The organism is Amycolatopsis sp. CA-211722 (assembly GCF_056828465.1).
The window spans coordinates 1,896,936-1,915,265 of sequence record NZ_CP184752.1 but is presented as its reverse complement, the minus strand read 5'-3'; the positions used below and the strand labels follow the sequence as shown (position 1 = coordinate 1,915,265).

General features: G+C 69.4%; 22 protein-coding genes. 8 read left to right on the top strand and 14 right to left on the bottom strand.

What is annotated here, in order from left to right; all coding sequences use genetic code 11:
• Positions 1-9: 9 nt before the first annotated feature.
• Entirely contained in the window at positions 10-807 is a 798-nt protein-coding gene (locus ACOCEP_RS09455; protein WP_482339661.1) for an SAM-dependent methyltransferase, read from the bottom strand.
• 202 nt (positions 808-1,009) lie between these two features.
• Here ACOCEP_RS09455 and ACOCEP_RS09450 point away from each other — a divergent pair, with 202 nt between their 5' ends.
• The 6 genes from ACOCEP_RS09450 (at position 1,010) to arfB (ending at position 6,158) form a co-directional block, all read left to right on the top strand.
• A complete protein-coding gene (locus tag ACOCEP_RS09450; RefSeq protein ID WP_482336906.1) occupies positions 1,010-1,888 on the top strand; it encodes a helix-turn-helix domain-containing protein in 879 nt (292 codons plus the stop codon).
• Between the two features lie 285 nt (positions 1,889-2,173).
• Positions 2,174-2,413, top strand: a complete 240-nt coding sequence (locus ACOCEP_RS09445; RefSeq protein ID WP_038521375.1) for a DUF397 domain-containing protein — start codon at positions 2,174-2,176, stop codon at positions 2,411-2,413.
• A complete protein-coding gene (locus ACOCEP_RS09440; RefSeq protein ID WP_482336905.1) occupies positions 2,397-2,798 on the top strand; it encodes a hypothetical protein in 402 nt (133 codons plus the stop codon). Before ACOCEP_RS09445 ends, ACOCEP_RS09440 begins: the two co-directional genes overlap by 17 nt.
• Before the next feature lie 256 nt (positions 2,799-3,054).
• Positions 3,055-4,593 carry an amidophosphoribosyltransferase gene (gene purF, locus ACOCEP_RS09435; protein ID WP_007032554.1) on the top strand — a complete coding sequence of 513 codons (1,539 nt, stop codon included), beginning with the start codon at positions 3,055-3,057 and terminating at the stop codon, positions 4,591-4,593.
• A gap of 30 nt (positions 4,594-4,623) precedes the next feature.
• Positions 4,624-5,694, top strand: a complete 1,071-nt coding sequence (gene purM / locus ACOCEP_RS09430) for a phosphoribosylformylglycinamidine cyclo-ligase (protein WP_482336904.1) — start codon at positions 4,624-4,626, stop codon at positions 5,692-5,694.
• Positions 5,695-5,726: 32 nt separating this feature from the next.
• Entirely contained in the window at positions 5,727-6,158 is a 432-nt protein-coding gene (arfB, locus tag ACOCEP_RS09425; protein WP_482336903.1) for an alternative ribosome rescue aminoacyl-tRNA hydrolase ArfB, read from the top strand.
• Here the strand turns inward: arfB and ACOCEP_RS09420 are convergent.
• The 5 genes from ACOCEP_RS09420 to ACOCEP_RS09400 form a co-directional block, all read right to left on the bottom strand.
• Positions 6,147-6,905: a GNAT family N-acetyltransferase gene (locus tag ACOCEP_RS09420; RefSeq protein WP_482336902.1), complete on the bottom strand. Its 759-nt coding sequence runs from the start codon at positions 6,903-6,905 to the stop codon at positions 6,147-6,149. The two genes, arfB and ACOCEP_RS09420, sit on opposite strands and share 12 nt — an antisense overlap.
• Positions 6,906-7,083: 178 nt before the next feature.
• A complete protein-coding gene (locus tag ACOCEP_RS09415; RefSeq protein WP_482336901.1) occupies positions 7,084-7,728 on the bottom strand; it encodes a VanZ family protein in 645 nt (214 codons plus the stop codon).
• Positions 7,729-7,950: 222 nt separating this feature from the next.
• Entirely contained in the window at positions 7,951-8,850 is a 900-nt protein-coding gene (locus ACOCEP_RS09410; RefSeq protein ID WP_482336900.1) for a Gfo/Idh/MocA family protein, read from the bottom strand.
• A 96-nt stretch (positions 8,851-8,946) separates the two neighbouring features.
• Entirely contained in the window at positions 8,947-9,807 is an 861-nt protein-coding gene (locus tag ACOCEP_RS09405; protein WP_482336899.1) for a 3-hydroxybutyryl-CoA dehydrogenase, read from the bottom strand.
• A gap of 88 nt (positions 9,808-9,895) precedes the next feature.
• Positions 9,896-10,081, bottom strand: coding sequence for a DUF3073 domain-containing protein (locus ACOCEP_RS09400; RefSeq protein ID WP_007032561.1), 186 nt, complete (start codon positions 10,079-10,081; stop codon positions 9,896-9,898).
• Positions 10,082-10,288: 207 nt separating this feature from the next.
• On the opposite strand from ACOCEP_RS09400, the gene ACOCEP_RS09395 reads away from it, so the two are divergent.
• Complete coding sequence (locus tag ACOCEP_RS09395) at positions 10,289-11,188, top strand: DUF8083 family protein (RefSeq protein ID WP_482336898.1); 900 nt, start codon at positions 10,289-10,291, stop codon at positions 11,186-11,188.
• Here the strand turns inward: ACOCEP_RS09395 and ACOCEP_RS09390 are convergent.
• From ACOCEP_RS09390 to ygfZ, 3 genes are all read right to left on the bottom strand, one after another.
• Complete coding sequence (locus ACOCEP_RS09390; RefSeq protein ID WP_482336897.1) at positions 11,185-12,132, bottom strand: asparaginase; 948 nt, start codon at positions 12,130-12,132, stop codon at positions 11,185-11,187. The genes ACOCEP_RS09395 and ACOCEP_RS09390 overlap by 4 nt on opposite strands.
• A complete protein-coding gene (locus ACOCEP_RS09385) occupies positions 12,129-12,692 on the bottom strand; it encodes an RsiG family protein (RefSeq protein WP_482336896.1) in 564 nt (187 codons plus the stop codon). Before ACOCEP_RS09385 ends, ACOCEP_RS09390 begins: the two co-directional genes overlap by 4 nt.
• A gap of 570 nt (positions 12,693-13,262) precedes the next feature.
• Positions 13,263-14,390 (bottom strand): CAF17-like 4Fe-4S cluster assembly/insertion protein YgfZ, encoded by a 1,128-nt coding sequence (ygfZ, locus tag ACOCEP_RS09380; protein ID WP_482336895.1) that lies wholly within the window; start codon positions 14,388-14,390, stop codon positions 13,263-13,265.
• Between the two features lie 30 nt (positions 14,391-14,420).
• On the opposite strand from ygfZ, the gene ACOCEP_RS09375 reads away from it, so the two are divergent.
• The gene (locus ACOCEP_RS09375) at positions 14,421-15,275 is read left to right on the top strand and encodes an aminodeoxychorismate lyase (RefSeq protein WP_482336894.1); all 855 of its coding nucleotides are present in this window, start codon (positions 14,421-14,423) and stop codon (positions 15,273-15,275) included.
• Here ACOCEP_RS09375 and ACOCEP_RS09370 read toward each other — a convergent pair.
• From ACOCEP_RS09370 to ACOCEP_RS09350, 5 genes are read right to left on the bottom strand one after another with little or no spacing between them, the layout of a single operon-like run.
• Positions 15,268-15,699, bottom strand: coding sequence for a TFIIB-type zinc ribbon-containing protein (locus tag ACOCEP_RS09370; protein WP_482336893.1), 432 nt, complete (start codon positions 15,697-15,699; stop codon positions 15,268-15,270). The genes ACOCEP_RS09375 and ACOCEP_RS09370 overlap by 8 nt on opposite strands.
• The gene (locus tag ACOCEP_RS09365) at positions 15,699-16,112 is read right to left on the bottom strand and encodes a hypothetical protein (protein WP_482336892.1); all 414 of its coding nucleotides are present in this window, start codon (positions 16,110-16,112) and stop codon (positions 15,699-15,701) included. Before ACOCEP_RS09365 ends, ACOCEP_RS09370 begins: the two co-directional genes overlap by 1 nt.
• Complete coding sequence (locus tag ACOCEP_RS09360) at positions 16,100-16,972, bottom strand: 5-oxoprolinase subunit C family protein (protein ID WP_482336891.1); 873 nt, start codon at positions 16,970-16,972, stop codon at positions 16,100-16,102. The genes ACOCEP_RS09365 and ACOCEP_RS09360 overlap by 13 nt, the downstream gene beginning before the upstream one ends.
• Positions 16,969-17,580, bottom strand: a complete 612-nt coding sequence (gene pxpB / locus ACOCEP_RS09355; protein WP_482336890.1) for a 5-oxoprolinase subunit PxpB — start codon at positions 17,578-17,580, stop codon at positions 16,969-16,971. Before pxpB ends, ACOCEP_RS09360 begins: the two co-directional genes overlap by 4 nt.
• 10 nt (positions 17,581-17,590) lie before the next feature.
• A complete protein-coding gene (locus ACOCEP_RS09350; RefSeq protein WP_482336889.1) occupies positions 17,591-18,223 on the bottom strand; it encodes a heme-binding beta-barrel domain-containing protein in 633 nt (210 codons plus the stop codon).
• Positions 18,224-18,330: the final 107 nt, after the last annotated feature.

The window sequence follows — 18,330 nt, the reverse complement described above, 5'->3', positions numbered from 1 at the left end:
AAGGCGGGGCTAAGCCTTACGGCCGATGCCGCCCGAGATCGTCCGCTGAGCCGTGTTCAGCTCCTTGATCCGCGGGCCGTCCGGCCACCAGTCGGCGCACAGCTGGACACCGGGCTCGACCAGTTCGAGGTCGTGGAACAGCTCCTCGATCTCGGCCTTGGTGCGGAAGGTGCCCGAACCCATCGGGCTGTGGAGGAAGAACTCCTCCATCTTGCGGGCGATCTCGGACAGCTCGTCCTCCGGATCGGAGAAGTGCGAGATCGCCACGTACGAACCCGACGGCAGCGCGTCGATGTACTTCTTCATGATCTTGGCCGGCTCGTCGTGCGGCCCGTTGTAGTGGTGCAGGGTCCCGAGCTGCAGCAACGCGATCGGCTGCGAGAAGTCGATGTGCCGCCGGACGTCCGGGTTCTCCATGATCCGCTCCGGCTCGAAGATGTCGTCCGAGACGAAGTGCGTGTTCTCGTTCTCTTCGAGCAGCGCGCGCCCGTGGGCGAGCACGACCGGGTCGTTGTCGACGTAGACGACCTTGATCTCGGGGTTGATCCGCTGCACGACCTGGTGCGTGTTCTCGGCCGTCGGCAGGCCGGATCCGAGGTCGAGGAACTGCGTGATGCCCGTCTGGCTGGCGAGGAACCGGCACGCGCGGATCAGGAAGCCGCGGTTCTCGGTCGCCAGGTCCTGTGCCTCGGGGGCCGCCTGCTGGACCTTGCGCAGCACCTCCCGGTCGATCTCGTAGTTGTCCTTGCCGAGCAGGAAGGCGTCGTACACCCGGGCGATGCTGGCCCGGGTCGGGTCGACACCCACGGGCACTCGTTCCGTCCGGGTCGGGGCGTCGGGCATCTTGAACCTCACAAAACTGTGTCGGAAGTCTCGGGCTCTACGTAGAGTAGAACCACGTACGCGACCGGTAAACCGAGCCATCCCTGTCGTGTCGAGGCCCAAACGTGTACTTTCAGTAACCGGCTTGTTCCCCTGTGAGTGTCGTCGTGCGAAAGGTCCCCGGTCGATGAACGCGGTCACCCCGCCTGGCGGTGAGCAGTCCCTGGGTCCCACCGCGCGGCGGATGATCCTCGGCTCTCAGCTCCGCCGGATGCGCGAGGACGCGGGCATCACGCGCCAGGAGGCCGGCTACAGCATCCGGGGATCCGAGTCGAAGATCAGCAGGCTCGAGCTCGGCCGCGTCGGCTTCAAGGAACGCGACGTCGCCGATCTGCTGACCATGTACGGGATGACCGACTCCGCCGAGCGGCAGCAGTTCCTGGACATGGTCAAGGAATCGAACGAGCCGGGCTGGTGGCGCCGCTACGGCGACCTGATGCCGAGCTGGTTCAACGACCTCGTCGGGCTCGAAGAGGCCGCGGCCCGGATCCAGGTGTGGGAGCCGCTGTACGTCACGGGTCTGCTGCAGACCGAGGACTACGCGCGGGCGATCATGAGCCACGGCCGCAAGGACATGGTCAACGAACAGGTCGACCGCCGGGTCGCGCTGCGGATGCGGCGGCAGAAGATGCTGTCGAGGCCCGACGCGCCGCGGTTGTGGCTGGTGCTCGACGAGTCCGTGCTCTACCGGCCGATCGGCGACCGCGAGGTGCTGAAGGGCCAGATCGACCACCTGCTGGACATGATCCAGCAGCCGAACATCTCGGTGCAGGTCCTCCCGTACGACCGGAGCGGCTACTCCGCGGACAGCGCGTTCTCGCTGCTCAGGTTCGCGGAAGAGGAATTGCCGAACATCGCCTACACCGAGTACCTGACCGGCGCGCACTACATCGACAAACGCGACGAGATCGAGCGGTACAGCCGGGCGCTGGACATGCTCGCGGTCGACGCGGAGACGCCGGATCGCAGCCGTCAGATGCTGATGAAGCGCCGCGCCGAAATCTGAGCCGGTCACCGTTGTGGGGCTGGCCGCTGTTCCGGGTCCTGCCGGGATTTTCCTTGCTCGCGCCCGAAATTCCGGCGACAAGTCGTAGTTGTTCACCCAACGGGGCCTGTGCTCGTCACCCGTTAGTGGGACGGCTGAGGACCTAAGTCATCACTGCACGCGAATTCTGCAAAAACTTCTGCACGTGCATTTACCGCTGCAGTCACACGTGCTAACTTTGGGATCACAGGCAAATGCACATGCAGATGCATCGCCCGAAGTCTTCTGTCGGGGAAGGTGGGGACCATGGCTGAACAGTTCGACAACGGCATCCCGGCCGATCGTCTTACCGGCGCTCAATGGCGCAAAGCCAGCTACAGCAACGCGATCGGCAACTGTGTCGAGGTGGCGCCGCTCGCCTCCGGTGAGATCGCGATGCGCAACTCGCGTTTTCCGACCGGGCCCGCCCTGGTCTACACCCAGGCCGAGATGGCCGCGTTCCTCGCGGGCGCCAAGGACGGCGAATTCGATGACGTCCTCGGGTGACACCATCACCGCCGAGATCACCGATATCGAAAGCGGCCTGCAGGAACTGATCCACCGCGGGTACCAGTTCGTGCACCCGTGCGACGCGAACGGCGAGGTCCTGGCCGTGGTCGGCGTGCGAGTCCACGACAACGTGGTCGACGTGGTCCGGCTCAACGCCGAGGACGACGTCGTCGCCACCCGCATGCCCGGCACCGAGGAGGACATCCTCGAGCCCGAGGTCTGGCTGTGGCGCCGCACCGGCGACGCGGCGAAGGTGCTGACGGCACTGCTCGCGCTCCCGGACGAGCGGACCCCCGGCTCGCTGTACGTCCCGGAGACCGCGGCCAAGGGCTGCTGGGTTCCCGGCCGCGGCGGCACGTCCAAATGGCTGGCCGCGGGTTGATCGGCTTTTAAGCACAGTCGGCCGCCTCTGTCGAGGGGGAGCGGCCGGCTGGTCGGGGGTCGTGAGTGCCGGGCCTTGACACCCGCCCGTCACTCACGGTCATCACGCGGACCCGCTGTGCCTTCCAAGATCTTCATGGGTTCACTCAGCGTCACAGCTCGAAGCGTGTCCAGTGCCACTTCGCGCGGCGCGTTGATCTCCTGCTCACCGTTTACACTGGTGGCGGCCTGCCCTCTTTCTCCCTGGGAGCACCTCGGTGGTTTCCGACCCGTCCCTCGCCGGACAGCCCGTGACCGACCAGCCCGATCCGGAACCCCGCGAGGAATGCGGTGTCTTCGGTGTCTGGGCGCCCGGAGAAGAGGTCGCGAAGCTGACCTACTACGGGCTCTACGCACTTCAGCACCGCGGCCAGGAAGCGGCCGGCATCTCGGTCTCCGATGGTTCGCAGATCGTCGTCTTCAAGGATCTCGGCCTGGTCAGCCAGGTGTTCGACGAGCAGGTCCTGCAGTCGCTGCAGGGACATATCGCCGTCGGCCACTGCCGCTACTCGACCACCGGCGCGACCATCTGGGAGAACGCGCAGCCGATCTTCCGCACCACCGCCACCGGCAGCGGATTGTCCTTCGCGCACAACGGCAACCTCGTCAACACCGCCGAACTGCGGGATCGCACGGTCGAAGCCGGGCTCAAGCCGCACGCCGGCCTCACCGGTTCGTCCAGCGACTCCGACCTGGTGTGCGGGCTGCTCGCGGCCAACGCCGCCGACAAGGGCATCGAAGCCGCCGCGCTGGAACTGCTGCCCACCCTCAAGGGCGCGTTCTGCCTGGTCTTCGCCGACGAGTCCACCCTGTACGCCGCGCGCGACCCGCACGGCGTGCACCCGCTGGTGCTCGGCAGGCTCGAACGCGGCTGGGTCGTCGCCAGCGAGACGGCCGCGCTCGACATCTGCGGCGCGTCGTTCGTCCGCGAGGTCGAGCCCGGTGAGCTCATCGCGATCGACGCCGAGGGCCTGCGGTCCTCGCGCTTCGCGAACCCCGAGCCCAAGGGTTGCGTCTTCGAGTACGTGTACCTCGCGCGTCCCGACACCTCGATCGCCGGCCGCAGCGTGCACGCCACCCGCGTCGAGATCGGCCGCAAACTCGCCGCCGAGCACCCGGCCGACGCCGACCTGGTCATGCCGGTGCCCGAATCCGGCACCCCGGCCGCCATCGGCTACGCGCAGGGCTCCGGCATCCCGTACGGCACCGGCTTGGTGAAGAACGCCTACGTCGGCCGCACCTTCATCCAGCCGTCGCAGACCATCCGGCAGCTGGGGATCCGGCTCAAGCTGAATCCCCTGCGCGACGTCATCCGCGGCAAACGGCTCGTGGTGGTCGACGACTCCATCGTCCGCGGCAACACCCAGCGCGCGCTGGTCCGCATGCTTCGGGAGGCCGGCGCGCTCGAGGTGCACGTCCGGATCGCGTCGCCGCCCGTCCGCTGGCCGTGCTTCTACGGCATCGACTTCGCGTCGCGGGCCGAACTGGTGGCCAACGGCGTCGATCTCGACGGCATCCGCCGCTCCATCGGCGCGGACACCCTGGGCTACATCTCCCTGGACGGACTGGTCGCGGCTTCGGAGCAGCCGAAGTCGCGGTTGTGCACCGCGTGCTTCTCCGGCGAGTACCCGATCGCGCTGCCCGAAGACGCGCTGATCGGGAAGCACCTGCTGGAGAGCCTGGACTCGGTCAATGGCGCGGCGAAGCCCGTCAGCCCTGCCGGGTACGGTGCTGAGGACGCCATCCGGCGTCCCTAGACCTCTCTTCCAGAGTTGGAGTCCGCTTCCGTGAGCGAGTCCACGAGCGCCACGTACGCCGCCGCCGGCGTCAGCATCGACGCCGGCGACAAAGCCGTCGAGCTGCTCAAACCGCACGCCGAGAGGGCCACGAGGCCCGAGGTGATGGGCGGGGTCGGCGGTTTCGCCGGGCTGTTCTCCCTGAAGCTGGACAAGTGGAAAGAGCCGGTGCTGGCCTCGTCGACCGACGGGGTCGGCACCAAGATCGCCGTCGCGCAGGCGCTCGACAAGCACGACACGGTCGGCATCGACCTGGTCGCGATGGTCGTCGACGACCTGGTCGTCACCGGCGCCGAGCCGCTGTTCATGCAGGACTACATCGCCGTCGGGAAGGTCGTCCCGGAGAAGATCGCGGCGCTGGTCGGCGGTATCGCCGAGGGCTGTGTCCAGGCGGGTTGCGCGCTGCTCGGCGGCGAGACCGCGGAGCACCCCGGCCTGATGGGCGAGCACGACTACGACCTCTCGGGCACCGGCATCGGTGTCGTCGAGGCGTCGAACGTGCTCGGCCCGGAGCGGGTCCGCCCCGGCGACGTCGTCCTCGCGCTCGGCTCGTCCGGCCTGCACTCCAACGGCTACTCGCTCGCCCGGCACGTGCTGCTGGACATCGCGCGGATGCCGCTCGACGGGCACGTCGAGGAGTTCGGCCGCTCGCTCGGCGAGGAGATGCTGGAGCCGACCAGGATCTACGCGAAGGACTGTCTCGCCCTCACGGCCGAGGCCGAGGTCCGCACGTTCGCGCACATCACCGGCGGCGGTCTGGAGCAGAACCTCGCCCGTGTCATGCCGCGCGGGCTGGTCGCCCGGCTCGAACGCGGCACCTGGACCCCGGCGCCGGTGTTCGCGCTGATCGGCCACCGCGGCAAGGTCGAGCGCGCCGAACTGGAGAAGACGTTCAACATGGGCGTCGGCATGGTCGCGATCGTCGGCGCCGACGACGTCGACCGCGCGCTCGCGATGCTGACCGCGCGGCACGTGCCGGCGTGGATCCTCGGCGACGTGCAGCCCGCGGAGGACCCGGACGGCCCGCGTGCCGTGCTCTCCGGTGACCACCCGCGGTTCTGAATCCGTTTGCTTCCTGGTGACACACTGGGCTCGTGGCTGACGACGTGGTGGTCGGCACCCGGTTCGTGATCCCGGGTGCCGAATTGAGCGAACGGTTCTCCCGGTCGTCGGGTCCGGGTGGGCAGGGCGTGAACACCACGGACTCGCGGGTCGAACTGTCCTTCGACGTGGCCGGTTCGGCGTCCGTCCCGGAGCACCTCCGGGCGCGGATGCTGGACCGGCTTTCGTCGCGGCTGGTCGACGGCGTCGTCACGATCACCGCGTCCGAACACCGGTCCCAGCTGATGAACCGGGAAGCCGCGCGGGCGCGGCTGGTGATGCTCCTGACGGACGCGTCGGCGCCCCCGGCCGCCAAGCGGCGTCCCACCAAACCCTCGCGGGGGTCGAAGGAACGCCGCCTGGCGTCGAAGAAACGCCGCGGCGAGGTCAAGAAGTCACGCCGTGGCGGGTTTTCAGATGATTGACAGGTGCACGCATTCGGCCGCGGTCTTGAAACCGACCCGGCCATAAACGCGTTCCGCCTGCCCGGCGCCCGGCGTCAGGAACACCGACCGGCCACCGCGCGCGTGGGCCTCACGCGTCAGGTACTCCGTCATCGCCGCGGCGATCCCGCGGCTCCGGTACCCATCGAGCACCCCGATGCCGGCGATCTCGGTCGCGCCGTCGAGGATCGCGGTCGCGACCCCGCCGCCGACGACCTCGCCGTTCTCGTCGACCGCCATCACCGAGATGGTCTCGCCGCTCAGCTGATCCGGTGACGGATCGAGGTGGAGATCGGGATCGTCCTCCCCGAACGCGAAGTTCTGCGCCCGGATCATCTGCCGGAGTTCGCCCTCGGTCTTCGGGGTGACCAGGCTGATCCCGGCCGGTTCCGGCTGCCCGGCGACCTGCCCCGGCGGGCAGATCATCAGCGGGACCCGCCGCTCCACCGTGTAGCCGCACTCGGTGAGCACGGCCTCGGCGGCCGGAACCGCTTCGGTGAGGAACTCCAGACGCGGCGCGAGCCCGCGCTCACGGAACGCCTCGGTGAGCGCGGCGACGTCGTCCCGGGTGGGGACGGCGCCGTCGTCGGGGATCGCGTAGTTGAGGAACGGGCTGCTGGACTCGAGGTAGTACGTGGCCAGGAACGGCCCGATCCGCTCGGTCTCCCGGAATTTCGCCGCGGTGAGGCGGATGTAGGACTGCAAAGCACGAATCGTTTCGGAAAGCACTGGTGGAAAGCCTTTCGGGCAGAAGAAGGAGACGCACGGGAGGATCCGCGTGCGTGGTGGAGCTGGCGTGTGCGCCGGCTAGCTCGTGCCGACGCCACCGAAGGCGTCAGGCATGAGGCATCCCTCTTTCCGCGTATTCAGGGCTTTCGCGATCACTTTCGCACGACGGTCAACCCGATTACCTCCGGTGCGCGATGCTCGAATACCGCTCGTCCCACGCCGATCTCGGGACCCGCAGCCGGACCGGGGCGGCGCACACCCGCCGGGCCTGGACCGGGATCCGCACCGGCGGCCGGACGTCCAGGCGGTGCCACAGCCGTCTGCTCAGCGCGGCGCCCGCCACGGCACCCAGTGTGTTCAGCAGGATGTCGTCGGTCGAGGTCACCCTGCCCGCCTGGATCAGATATTGCGTGACTTCCACCAGCACCGAGACGGCCAGCGCGCCCAGCGCGATCCGGGCGAGCGACCGCAGGCGGCGGGATCGCACGGGGAGGAGGGCGCCGAGCGGGCTCAGCATGAGGACGTTGCCCAGCGCCTGCCAGAGATTGGCGCTGTCGGTCAGGGCGTGCCGCAGGTCGGTGCCGGGTTCGAGGTTCAGCCTGCTGCCCTCTACGCCGGTCACCGGCATCGTGACCAGGCACAACACCAGGAAACAGGCCAGTGCGAGCGTCATGTCGACGGCGGCCGTCGCCGACGCGGAGAAGGGGTCGGCCCGTCTTCGCCGTCGATGCGCCGCGAGGAGCGGCCACCCGAGCAACGCGTAGGGAATCGCGATGATCGTCAACGGGATCATCCCGCCGAAAGCGCGGAGCAGCTCACCCATGGCCTTCCTTTCCGGAGCGCCCAAGATCACCTTCGCATCGCGAGATCGACTCGGCATGGCGGAGCCTGCGCACTAAGAGGTGATCTTTTCCGGTGGCGGAAAAGGTTTTCCCATGCTGGTGACCGTCCACAAAGGAACCTGTGGACAAACCTGTGGATGACCGCGAAGTCTTCGGAAGAAGGCCTTATCGCGTAAGGAAAAGCCTTGTGGGTGAACTGTGTACTACTTGCCGTGTCCGGCGAGCTCCCGCGCGTGTTCGAGCAGCTTCTGCAGGTGCAGTCCGCGACGCACGTCACACGGATGCGAGGTCGTCCCGCTCGCGGCCATCGCGGCGAAATCGTCCAGGAGCGCGGTGTACGACTCGCCCGCCGAGCCCGGCTTGCGGCCCAGGGTGCGGTAGCCGTGCTCGCCGTAGACGGCCACTTCGACGACCGTCGGCTGGATCGGCAGCCGCAGCGACAGGGTCGCCGTACTGGTCGCGCCACCCTCGTGGGCTAACAGCAGGTGCCACAGATCGTCATCGGTCCGGTTCGCGGCGAGCACCTCGGTGATCTCACCGAGCGCCGCGTCCAGCAGATCGAGGGCGTGCGGGCCGATGTCGGCGAGCGCGCCGGAGTCGTGCCGCCACGCCGAGGACTGGTACTGGCCGCCGAGCAGCGCGCCCGAAAGCCACCGTGCCCCACCGCCGCGCCAGCCGCCTGCTTCCTTGATGCCGTCGAGCCACTCACGGGTCATCGGCGAAAACCGCAGGATGAGAACCACGAGCGCCGCGACACCGGCGGTCTCCACCGCGTCCGCGAGCCGCCGCGCACCGTCGAGATCGGCGGCGATCGGCTTCTCCAGGATCAGGTGCTTGCCCGCTTCGGCCGCCTTGACCGCCAGCTCCGCCTGGACGGCGGGCGGCACCGCGAACGCGACCGCGTCCACCTGGTCGAGCAACTCGTCGAAGCTGTCGACGGCCTGGGCGCCATGCGCTTCGGCCAGCTCCTTCGCGGCTTCGGGACGCCTGGTCCAGACCGCGCGCAAGGTCGTCCCGGGGTGATCGGCGAGACCGGGCGCGTGCACCGTCTTCGCCCATGGACCGGCACCGACCAGACCCACTCGCAGCTGTCCCTGTCCCACGTCCCCGAGTCTAGGACCCTCGCGTTTAGTCCTCTGAATGCGGTAGTTGCGCGTGCAAGAACCGCAACTAGAGGACTAAACGCGGAGAAAGGCGGGTCAGGAGTAGCTGTAGAAGCCGCGGCCCGTCTTCTTGCCGAGCAGGCCGGCGTCGACCATGCGCAGCAGCAGCGGCGGCGACGAGTACAGCGGCTCCTTGAACTCGGCGTACATCGAGTCCGCGATCGCCTTGATGGTGTCCAGGCCGATCAGGTCCGAAAGCCGCAGCGGGCCCATCGGGTGCGCGGTGCCCAGCTCCATACCGCGGTCGATGTCCTCCGCCGACGCGAAACCCGACTCGATCATCCGGATCGCGGAAAGCAGGTACGGCACGAGCAGCGAGTTCACGATGAACCCGGCGCGGTCCTGCGACCGGATCACGGTCTTGCTCAACGCCGTCGTCGCGTGCTCCTCGGCACGGCGGGCGGTGTCGTCGCTGGTCAGCAGCGAGGGCACCAGCTCGACGAGCGGCAGCACCGGGACCGGGTTGAAGAAGTGGATGCCGATCACCTGCTGCGGACGGCCGGTGGCCATGCCGAGCTTCATGATCGGGATGGAAGAGGTGTTGGACGCGAACACCGCGTCCTCACGCTCGACGATCTTGTCCAGCGACCGGAACACCTCGACCTTGGCCTGCTCCTGTTCCAGGATGGCCTCGATGACGAGGTCGCGGTCGGCGAACTCGCCGATCTCGGTGGTGAAGCGGAGCCGCCCGAGCGCCGCGTCGGCGTCTTCCTGCGAGAGCTTCCCGCTCTTGACGCCGCGTTGCAGCGACTTCTCGATCCGCGCTCGCCCGGAGTCCAGCGCCGGCTGGTTGACCTCGGTGACGATCACGTCCAGCCCGGCCCGCGCGTGCACCTCGGCGATGCCCGAACCCATGAGCCCGGCCCCGACGACACCTACTCGCGCTACGTCAGACATGGCACCTCCTCGTATTTTGGGCAGCACGCGACACGCGAGGGTGGTCTACCGGGCAAGCCCGGATCCACCCTCGCGTGTCACGCGTTGCTCAGCGGCGGTATTCGTCGTACCCGTCGTACGGGTCGTCGTCATACCGCTTGTCGTCCTCGTGCCTGTCTTCCGAGGAACTACTGGACAGCTCGCGCTGCAAAGCATCGAAGTCGGTTTCGTGCGAGCTGTACTTGAGCTCGCGCGCCACCTTCGTCTGCTTGGCCTTAGCCCGGCCGCGCCCCATGGCTCGACCCCCTCGCACAGGGGCGGGGCGGCCGGGGGAATCGGCGGCCCCGCATCGTCTCGACAATTCTTTCCTGCTGACACCGTACCGTGTCCGGGGGGTTGGATGCGACGTGGCACGGTGTGCCGGTGGCGACAGTGTTCACCGAACGCCGGTTACCGGCCGGTCGGTGGCGATAGTCGCAGGTCGGCGTGCCACGATGCTCGTGTGCCCCGTCCGTTCGCGGCTTATCTCCGCGTCTATGAGCCCCTGCTCGCGCTGGGGGATCCACCGGACGAACGCCTGCTCGAGGCCGTCGAAGCGGCCCGGCTCGATCGTTCGGCCGCGGGCGAGCGCGAGCAGGCGTTGTGGCTCAAGTCACAGCATGTCGGGCGGTTGCTGCCCGCTGAGCTCGCGGACGGCAGGGCCGCGCCGAGTCTCGTCACCGACGTCCTCGTCCTTGACCCCGAAGACGTGCCGGAGGGTGAGCACGGCGACGCCGGCCCAGGGCCGCTGATCTGTCCGATGGAGATCCGCGCGCGCTCCGCCGCGGCATTGGTGACCTTCCTCGGCGACGCGCATCCCGCGCTGAAAAACGCGGTGCTCGACGCGGGCGGCGCGTCGCTGGACATGATCCGTTCGCGGGCGAAGTCCGCCATCGGCGACCTGTCCGCCTCGGCCTCGCACACGCTGTCGACGACGTGGACCGTCCCGCTTCCGTGGTTCGTGCTGTTCGACCCGGGGATGCGCCGGGTCAAACTCGGCAAGGGCCGGGACGACCCCGAACGCGAGGTGTCGTGGCGGGTTTCCATCGCCGACGCGCGGCATCGCGCTCGCGAGGTCGGCGACCTGCTCGAAGCGACCTTCGGGGACTCGGGGCCGGGCCGGGTGCTGCTCGAGACGCGACGCTGGCTCGACAGCTTCCACCCGGGCTCCGCGGTCGAGCTCGACTACGGCGGACTCGTGCAGCTCTTCGCCGACCCGATCCTGCAGGCCGACACGACGGCCGAAGAGGTCCACGACATCCTGGACGCGCTCCGCACCGGCAATGTCGACGAGCTGGCGGAACTGTTCGCCGACCTGCGGGACTTCTGGGGCGACCTCGCCGCGCGGGAACGCGCGAACTAGCCGTAGAGGCCTTCGGCGACCCTCAGTTCGCCGACCGGTTTCCCGCCGCCCAGGACCGCGTCGCGCGCGAGGGCGCCGGCTTCGTCGCCAGGGTCGATCCCGAGGTGGCGCAGCGTCGCGAGCAGGAGCGGGATCCGGGCCCTGGCCGCGCCGTCGTCGATCTTCAGTGCCAGCGCCGTGCCGTCCGGGAGGGCGAACGCGTGCACTCCCTCGGCGCCGCCCTTCGACAGCAGGCCCTCGACGTTCCGCATCAGCACGGTGTCCTCGCGGCCGGTGCCCGCGACCTGCCACGGATGCGCGCGGACCGCGTCCGCGACCCGGCGTTCCGGCCCGCCCATGGCGGTGACCAGCCTGCCGAAGGAACGGGCGAGACCGGTGAGGGAGAACGCGAACAGGGGCGCTCCGCAGCCGTCGACGCCGACCGTCTCGATCGTCTCGCTGGTGAGGTCGGCGACGGCGGCCTGGATGACCTTCTGCAGTGGGTGGATCTCGGCCGCGTAGTCGTCGGTCGGCCAGCCGAGCTGCGCGCAGGTCGTGAGCATCGCGGCGTGCTTGCCGGAGCAGTTCATCGCGGCCCGGCGTTTCCCGGCGGAGGCGACGGCCAGCATGCTCGGCTCGTGCAGCGGGAAGGCGGGCGGGCAGGCCAGCGCGTCCTCGGTGAGCCCCGCGCGGGAGAGCATCGCCAAGGCGCCCTCGACGTGGCCGGGCTCGCCGTTGTGCGATCCGCAACCGAGCGCGAGTTCTTCGTCGCCGATGGTGAGGCCGGCGCGGAGCATCCCGACGGCCTGCAGGGGTTTGTTGGACGAACGCGGGTACACCGGCCGCTCGATGTCGCCCGCGGAGAAACGCACCGAGCCGTCCGGGGCGGTGATCACGAGCGCGCCGCGGTGCACGCTCTCCACGAAACCGGATCGGACGACCTCGACCAGGACCGGATTCGTCACTCGGAGCCGCCGCGTTCGGTGTCGAGCAGGTCGTCGACCGACGCCGTGCCCTTGCGGTAGCGGGTCGCGATCTCGGCGTTGATCGTGTCCATCACGCCCTGGACCTCGCGCCGGTACGAGGAGACCGAAACCTCCTCGTCGGCATACCGGTTGAGGGCGTTGACCAGGTTCTCGTCCGAGAGCGTGCTGACGTCGGAAAGGTCCGTGTCGCCGATGAGGGCCTCGGCGAACCGGCGGTGCTCACCCGCGCGCGACGGCTCCAGCCGCTGGTGCCTGCCCGAACCCGTGGCCGGGCCGATCGCGTTGTCCGCCAGGATCGAGGCCAGCCGCTCGACGACGCTGCTCTCGCCGCCCGAACTCCGGCGCTCCTGCTCGGCCCGCACGATGTCGATCCGCGCGTGGAGCAGGCGCCGCAGGTACGACAGGTCGGTCTCCTCCTGCGCGGCCTCGTCACGGCGCTCGCGCAGCACGGAAAGGGTCAGCTCGCCGAGGTCGCTGAGATACCCAGGGCCGAGCACGCGGTCGATACGACGGCGACCACCGGGCCGGACTTCGATCACCCGGGTAGCTTATCGCGCTCCAGCGGAAATGTTCCGGAGGGAGCGATACCACAAGGATCTCCGCCCCTTCCGAGACCCTCCGCCGGGCGGCTGGTCTTTCGGTTCCTTCCCGAGCCCGCCCCCCACCCGTCCCGGGGGCGGCCCCTGGTCCAGTCTACCGGGGGTGGGGCGGGAAAAGTGCTGGTCGGCGGAGTTGTCCACAGGTGGGCAACGTTGTGGACAACTTGTGGATGGCTGGGGGGCAAGTACGTGAAGGACTCCTTCATCGCGCTAGGCGCAATGAAGGAGTCCTTCACGTACTTCGGTCGGGAGTGAGGGCCGAGTTTCCAACGCTCAGCCGAGGGTTGGGGCCCTTCGCGCGCGGCCGCCGGCGGAAAGCCGCGGACGCAGTGTCCCCAATGTGGCATTGGGGACACTGAGCGTCTCCGATGCCACATTGGGCGCACCGGCTGAGGCGCCGGGATGGAGCCGAGACTCTGAGCAGGCTGGTGGCAGGTAAGTCCGTGAAGGCCTCCTTGAAGGACCCAGAGTCCCTCAAGGAGGCCTTCACGGACTGTCGGAAACCCGGGCTCAACCCCGCAGCCGCTGAGCCGCTTCCCGGCCAGGAGCGGCAGCCTCACCCGGCACCGAGTCCGGATCGATGGCCGCCTGAACCACCCGGTCCTCGGCGCCCACCAGCAGCTCCGCGCCCGGGCGCGTCGAGCGTTTGACCAGCGCCAACGCGATCGGCCCCAGTTCGTGGTGCTGCACCACGCTGCCGACGCGGCCCACCGTCCGCTCGCCCAGCACCACCGGATCGCCGGTTTCCGGCGTGATCTCCGGCGAACCGTCCAGGTGCAGCAGCGCCATGTACCGCGGCGGCCGCCCGACGTTGTGCACCTTCGCGACGGTCTCCTGCCCGCGGTAGCAGCCCTTCGCGACGTGCGCGGCGGAGTCGACCCAGTTCACCTCGTGCGGGATCGTGCGCTCGTCGGTGTCGAGGCCCAGCCGCGGTCGCAGCGACTCGACCCGCAGCGCGTCGAACGTCCAGCTGCCCGCCGGACGCGCGCCCGCGTCGGTCAGGCGCCGCCACCAGCCGGCCAGTTCGGCGCGGGGCACGGCGAGGTCGACGCTGTGGCGTCCCGGCCACGGCATCCGTCGCGCGAAACCGCCGGGGATCGCCACGACCGAGTACGGATCCGGGCCCAGCGACACGTCCACGGCGGACAGCACACGGTCCGCGTCGGGACCGAGGACGGTCAGCAGCGCCAGCTCGGCCGAGACATCGCGGATGTCCACTTTGGACCAGAACTTCATCGCTTCGAGGTACTCGCGCAAAGTCTGCTTGCCGCCGGACGGCAGCGCGCTGGTGGCCACCGCGCCCCGGTCGCTGTCCAGCCACACCGTGCCGTCCGCGTGCGCGACGACCATGTGCGTGTCGACGCGGCCTTGGCTGTCCAGCACGAGCGCCTCGGTGCCGGTGCCCTCGGCGAGCCCGGTGACGTGCTGCGAGATCACCAAATGCAGCCAGGACAACCGTTCTTCGCCGGTCACGGCCAGGATCTCGCGGTGCGAACGGTCGATCACGACGGCGCCGCGCGCGGCCGTCCGTTGCTCGGCGAACGGGTCGCCCCAATGCCACGGGACACCCTCTTCCGGATGCCCGTCGGGTGCCGCGATCGGTCCGGGAAGGTCGAGCAGAGGGGAGCGGTAGGGCATGAAACCCATGCTAGTGAGTACCGTGTCCCCATGCGCGTGCTTGCCTTCCTCGACGGGACCCTGGCCGACCCCGAAGCCGCCCACCTGCGGGTGGACGATCTGGGACTGCTTCGCGGCGACGGCGTGTTCGAGACGATCCTCGTCGTCGACGGACGGCCCCGCGAGCTCCGCCCGCACCTCGAGCGGCTGGCCCGTTCCGCGGCCATGCTCGACCTGCCCGAGCCGGACCTCGCGGTCTGGGAGCGCGCCGCGCAGGTCGTCATCGACAACTGGTCCGGCCCCGCCGAGATCGCGCTGAAACTGGTGTACACCAGGGGAATCGACGGCGATCCGGAGGCGAAGCCGTTCGGGTTCGCGCTCGGCGTGGAGATCGACGAGAAGGTCCAGCGCGCCCGCGTCGAAGGCGTCGCGGCGATCACCCTCGAGCGCGGTATCGAGGCGGACCTCGCCGAGCGCGCGCCGTGGCTGCTGCTGGGCGCGAAGTCCATTTCGTACGGCGTCAACATGGCGGCGTTGCGGGAGGCCGGCCGCCGTGGCGCGAGCGATGTGATTTTCACCGCCGCCGACGGCTCGGTCTTCGAAGGGCCGACTTCCACGGTCGTCCTCGCGAAGGGCAAGACGCTCTACACGCCGCCGGCGACCATCGGCATCCTGCCGGGGACGACGCAGGCGGCGCTGTTCCGCGGCGCCGAGCGCGCGGGCTGGTCGGTCAAGGTCGAGCCGCTCAAGGTCTCGGACCTCACCGAGGGCGACGGGCTCTTCCTCGCCTCGTCGGTCCGCAAGCTGACCAGGGTGCACACGCTCGACGGCGTCGCGCTCACCGACTCCGGCGCGATCCACGCCGAGCTGGCCGCCGCGTACGAGAGCGAGTACGCGATCAGCTGAGCGTCGCGCGCAGCTTGGCGATGGTGCGAAGGATCTCGTCCCGGTGCTTGGCCGTCGTGATCCAGGCGGGCAGCCGGGCGACCAAGGTCATGCCGGGACGGTTCCCGAGCCCGCGTTCGCGCAGCTTCGCCGCGACGAATCGTTCGAGCAGGTCGAGGTGACGTTCGTGGAACGCCCAGAGGGTGTTCCCGCCGCAGCAGTCGGCGCGCAGCCACAGCGGTTCGTGGAAGAACGGATCGATGGGCCGGTTCCACACGTGGTAGTGGGGTTCGGAGGGAACGCGCACCAGGGCACAGCCGGCGCAGGTCAGCCGTTCGTGGGTGACCGAGGCGCGGCCCGAGCAGCGCGGACAGACGATCAGGATCGGCTCGGCGGCAAGGTTCCCGAGCCGAATCTGGGGATCGCGGAACCGCGGGACGTCCATCAGCCGAGGGCGCTGATGATCAGCAGGTGCGGCAGGATCGCTTCTTCGCGGTAAGCCGCGATCTTGTGGTGCCCGTCGAGGATCACCGCGGCGTCGGTGGTCTCCAGCACGACCGCGACCGGCCGGTGCCCGCTCTTGATCGCCGTCCGGTAGTAGCCGACGCGGGACACGTCGGCGGGCGGCCAGTCGGCGCTCGGGGTCAGGTAGCGGTCCTCGGCCAGCCGTTCGGGTCCGGCGACCTGGTATTCGCCGTCGGCGAAGAGATCGAGAAGCGGGCGGAGCGTATCGCCGAGGGGGCGCCGCATCTGGCCGGTGGCCAGCGCGATCCGCAGAGACTGCGGAAGCTCTGGTTGGGTGGGGACCGAATTCGTGTCGATGACACCCGTGCCACCGTCGACCTTTACCTGTTCCACACCCTCGTGGACGAGTGAAAGCGGAGAAGGGTTCCGGGTCGGGCCTGCGCGAGGGCCGGGAGTGACGCCTGTCTCACCACGGCCGCCACCGGATAACCACCGGTAGTCGGATGATCCGCCAAGAACACCACCGGCAACCCGTTCGGCGGAACCTGCACGGCGCCGGTCAGCAAGCCCTCGCTCGGCAGCTCCCGCTCCGCGTATTCGGCCGCGCGAGGCAACGCGGGGCCGTCGAGCCGGAGGCCGACGCGGTTGGATTCCGCGGTCACCGTCCAGGTCTTCGCGAGCCCGGCCGCCGGGTTCTCGAACCAGTGCGCGCGGGGGCCCGGATCGATCGGCACGACGAGCTCGGCCGGTGCCACCGTGGGCAGCACGACGTCGGCGCCGCCGGAGACGGACGGCGTGCCGAGCGGCAGGGCGTCGCCCGCTTTCAGCGGCGCGGGGCCGATCTCCGAAAGGACGTCCCGCGACCGGCTGCCGAGTTCCACTTCGACCATGATCCCGCCGGAAACCGCCAGGTAGCACCGCAATCCGGAGGCAGGAGCGCCGATCGCCACGACCTGCCCCGCCGCCAGCCACACCGGCGCGTGCGAGCCGACGGGACGCCCGTCCACCTCGACGGCGACGGAAGGACCGGTCACCGCGACCGTGCAGGACGTCGAGGCGCGCAGCCGTAGCCCGCCGAGCAGGCACTCCACGCCGGCCGCGTCCTCGGTGTTGCCGACGAGCCGGTTGGCCAGCTTCAGCGCCGGGACGTCCAGCGCGCCGGACGGCGGCACCCCGAGATGCGCGAAACCGGGCCTGCCGAGGTCCTGTACCAGTGCGAGCGGACCGGTCGCGACCACTTCGAGAGCCCTCATCCGGCACTCCGGAAGCGCACGCGGTCGCCGGGTGCCAGCAGCGCGGGAGGATCGGCGCGCGGATCGAACAGGACGGTCCGGGTGTGGCCGATCAGCCGCCAGCCACCGGGCGAGACGCGGGGGTACACGCCGGTGAACTCACCCGCGATGCCCACCGAACCCGGCGGCACGCGAGTGCGCGGAGCCGGCAGTCGCGGCTGCCGAAGCGGCTCGGGAAGCCCTGTCAGGTAACCGAATCCGGGCGCGAACCCGGTGAACGCCACGGTGTAGGCGGCGCCGGTGTGCAGCCGGACGACGTCCTCTGTGGACACTCCGGCGTCCCGCGCGACGAGTTCGAGATCCTCGCCGTCGTAGGTCACATCGAGGGTGATCTCGCGGGATTCGTCTTCCGGCGGATGTTCGAGGTCGGCGTCGGTGAGCAACTCGCGGACGGCCGTGAGAGCGCCCGAGCCGGGAGTCTCCACCACGAGCAGGCTGCGGGCGCCGGGAACGAGTTCGGTGATGCCGTCCGGGCGCGCGGCCGAGACCATCGCGTGCGCCGCTATCGACTCGGTCAGGGAAGCGCAGTCGAGCAGGGCGGCGTGCTCGCCGTAGGCACGCCACCGCATCGGAAGTACGTCAGCCCACCACGCGACGCAGCAGCGCCGACGTGTGCGGCTGCAGTTCCTGGCCCATCATCGCGCGCTCCTCGACGTAGCCGAGTTCACCGTTGACGATGCCGTAGAGCCGCTGCGAAGCCGTGACGTCCTTGGCCGTCGACGTGCGGACGACCGCGTCCGTGCCCAGCTCCCAGGCCGGGACCGAGGCCTTGCCGCGCGGCTTGCCGTAGAAGAGCTCCACGATGCCGGTGTTGTGCGTCAGCAGCAGCTCGATCGTGTCGTCGGCCTGCGGACGCCAGAACCCGGATTCGCGCGCGGCGGGCCGGATGACCTTGCCGTCGTCGTCGAGCAGCCAGGCTCGTGCCTCGTGCGTGAGGAACGGGCGGCCGTCGTGCGCGATGGTCAGCTGCATGCCGAACCGGTACGGGCCCTCGATGGTCGGGTAGTCGACCTCGCCCTCGCCGCGCCACACGCCGACGAGCGGCAGCAGCGCCAGGCAGGCGTCGTTGAGGTTCGGTCCCTCGCGCAGGTTCGCCGTGTCGCCCGGAATGGGCATGTCAGGGAAGGTGCCGTACGGAGGCAGGTTCCGGTCGCGCGTGCTCTCCGCGCGCTTCTCCGCGGCCTGGATGGCCTCGTCGCCACTAGCCGTCATGGGTCAGCGCTGGTCCGCGTAAAGCCGGTAGACGACGTACACGGCGAACCAGGTGATCGCGACGCCGGCGAGCACCAGCAGGGTCGTAAACAGGATCTCCACGCCAC

What these genes read in the sequence shown, in the direction of transcription:
- ACOCEP_RS09450 (WP_482336906.1), top strand. Translation starts at nt 1,010, where the DNA reads ATGAACGCGGTCACCCCGCCTGGCGGTGAGCAGTCCCTGGGTCCCACC.
- ACOCEP_RS09445 (WP_038521375.1), top strand. Translation starts at nt 2,174, where the DNA reads ATGGCTGAACAGTTCGACAACGGCATCCCGGCCGATCGTCTTACCGGC.
- ACOCEP_RS09440 (WP_482336905.1), top strand. Translation starts at nt 2,397, where the DNA reads ATGACGTCCTCGGGTGACACCATCACCGCCGAGATCACCGATATCGAA.
- ACOCEP_RS09415 (WP_482336901.1), bottom strand. Translation starts at nt 7,728, where the DNA reads ATGGGTGAGCTGCTCCGCGCTTTCGGCGGGATGATCCCGTTGACGATC.
- ACOCEP_RS09405 (WP_482336899.1), bottom strand. Translation starts at nt 9,807, where the DNA reads ATGTCTGACGTAGCGCGAGTAGGTGTCGTCGGGGCCGGGCTCATGGGT.
- ACOCEP_RS09400 (WP_007032561.1), bottom strand. Translation starts at nt 10,081, where the DNA reads ATGGGGCGCGGCCGGGCTAAGGCCAAGCAGACGAAGGTGGCGCGCGAG.
- ygfZ (WP_482336895.1), bottom strand. Translation starts at nt 14,390, where the DNA reads ATGCCCTACCGCTCCCCTCTGCTCGACCTTCCCGGACCGATCGCGGCA.
- ACOCEP_RS09375 (WP_482336894.1), top strand. Translation starts at nt 14,421, where the DNA reads ATGCGCGTGCTTGCCTTCCTCGACGGGACCCTGGCCGACCCCGAAGCC.
- ACOCEP_RS09370 (WP_482336893.1), bottom strand. Translation starts at nt 15,699, where the DNA reads ATGGACGTCCCGCGGTTCCGCGATCCCCAGATTCGGCTCGGGAACCTT.
- ACOCEP_RS09360 (WP_482336891.1), bottom strand. Translation starts at nt 16,972, where the DNA reads ATGAGGGCTCTCGAAGTGGTCGCGACCGGTCCGCTCGCACTGGTACAG.
- pxpB (WP_482336890.1), bottom strand. Translation starts at nt 17,580, where the DNA reads ATGCGGTGGCGTGCCTACGGCGAGCACGCCGCCCTGCTCGACTGCGCT.
- ACOCEP_RS09350 (WP_482336889.1), bottom strand. Translation starts at nt 18,223, where the DNA reads ATGACGGCTAGTGGCGACGAGGCCATCCAGGCCGCGGAGAAGCGCGCG.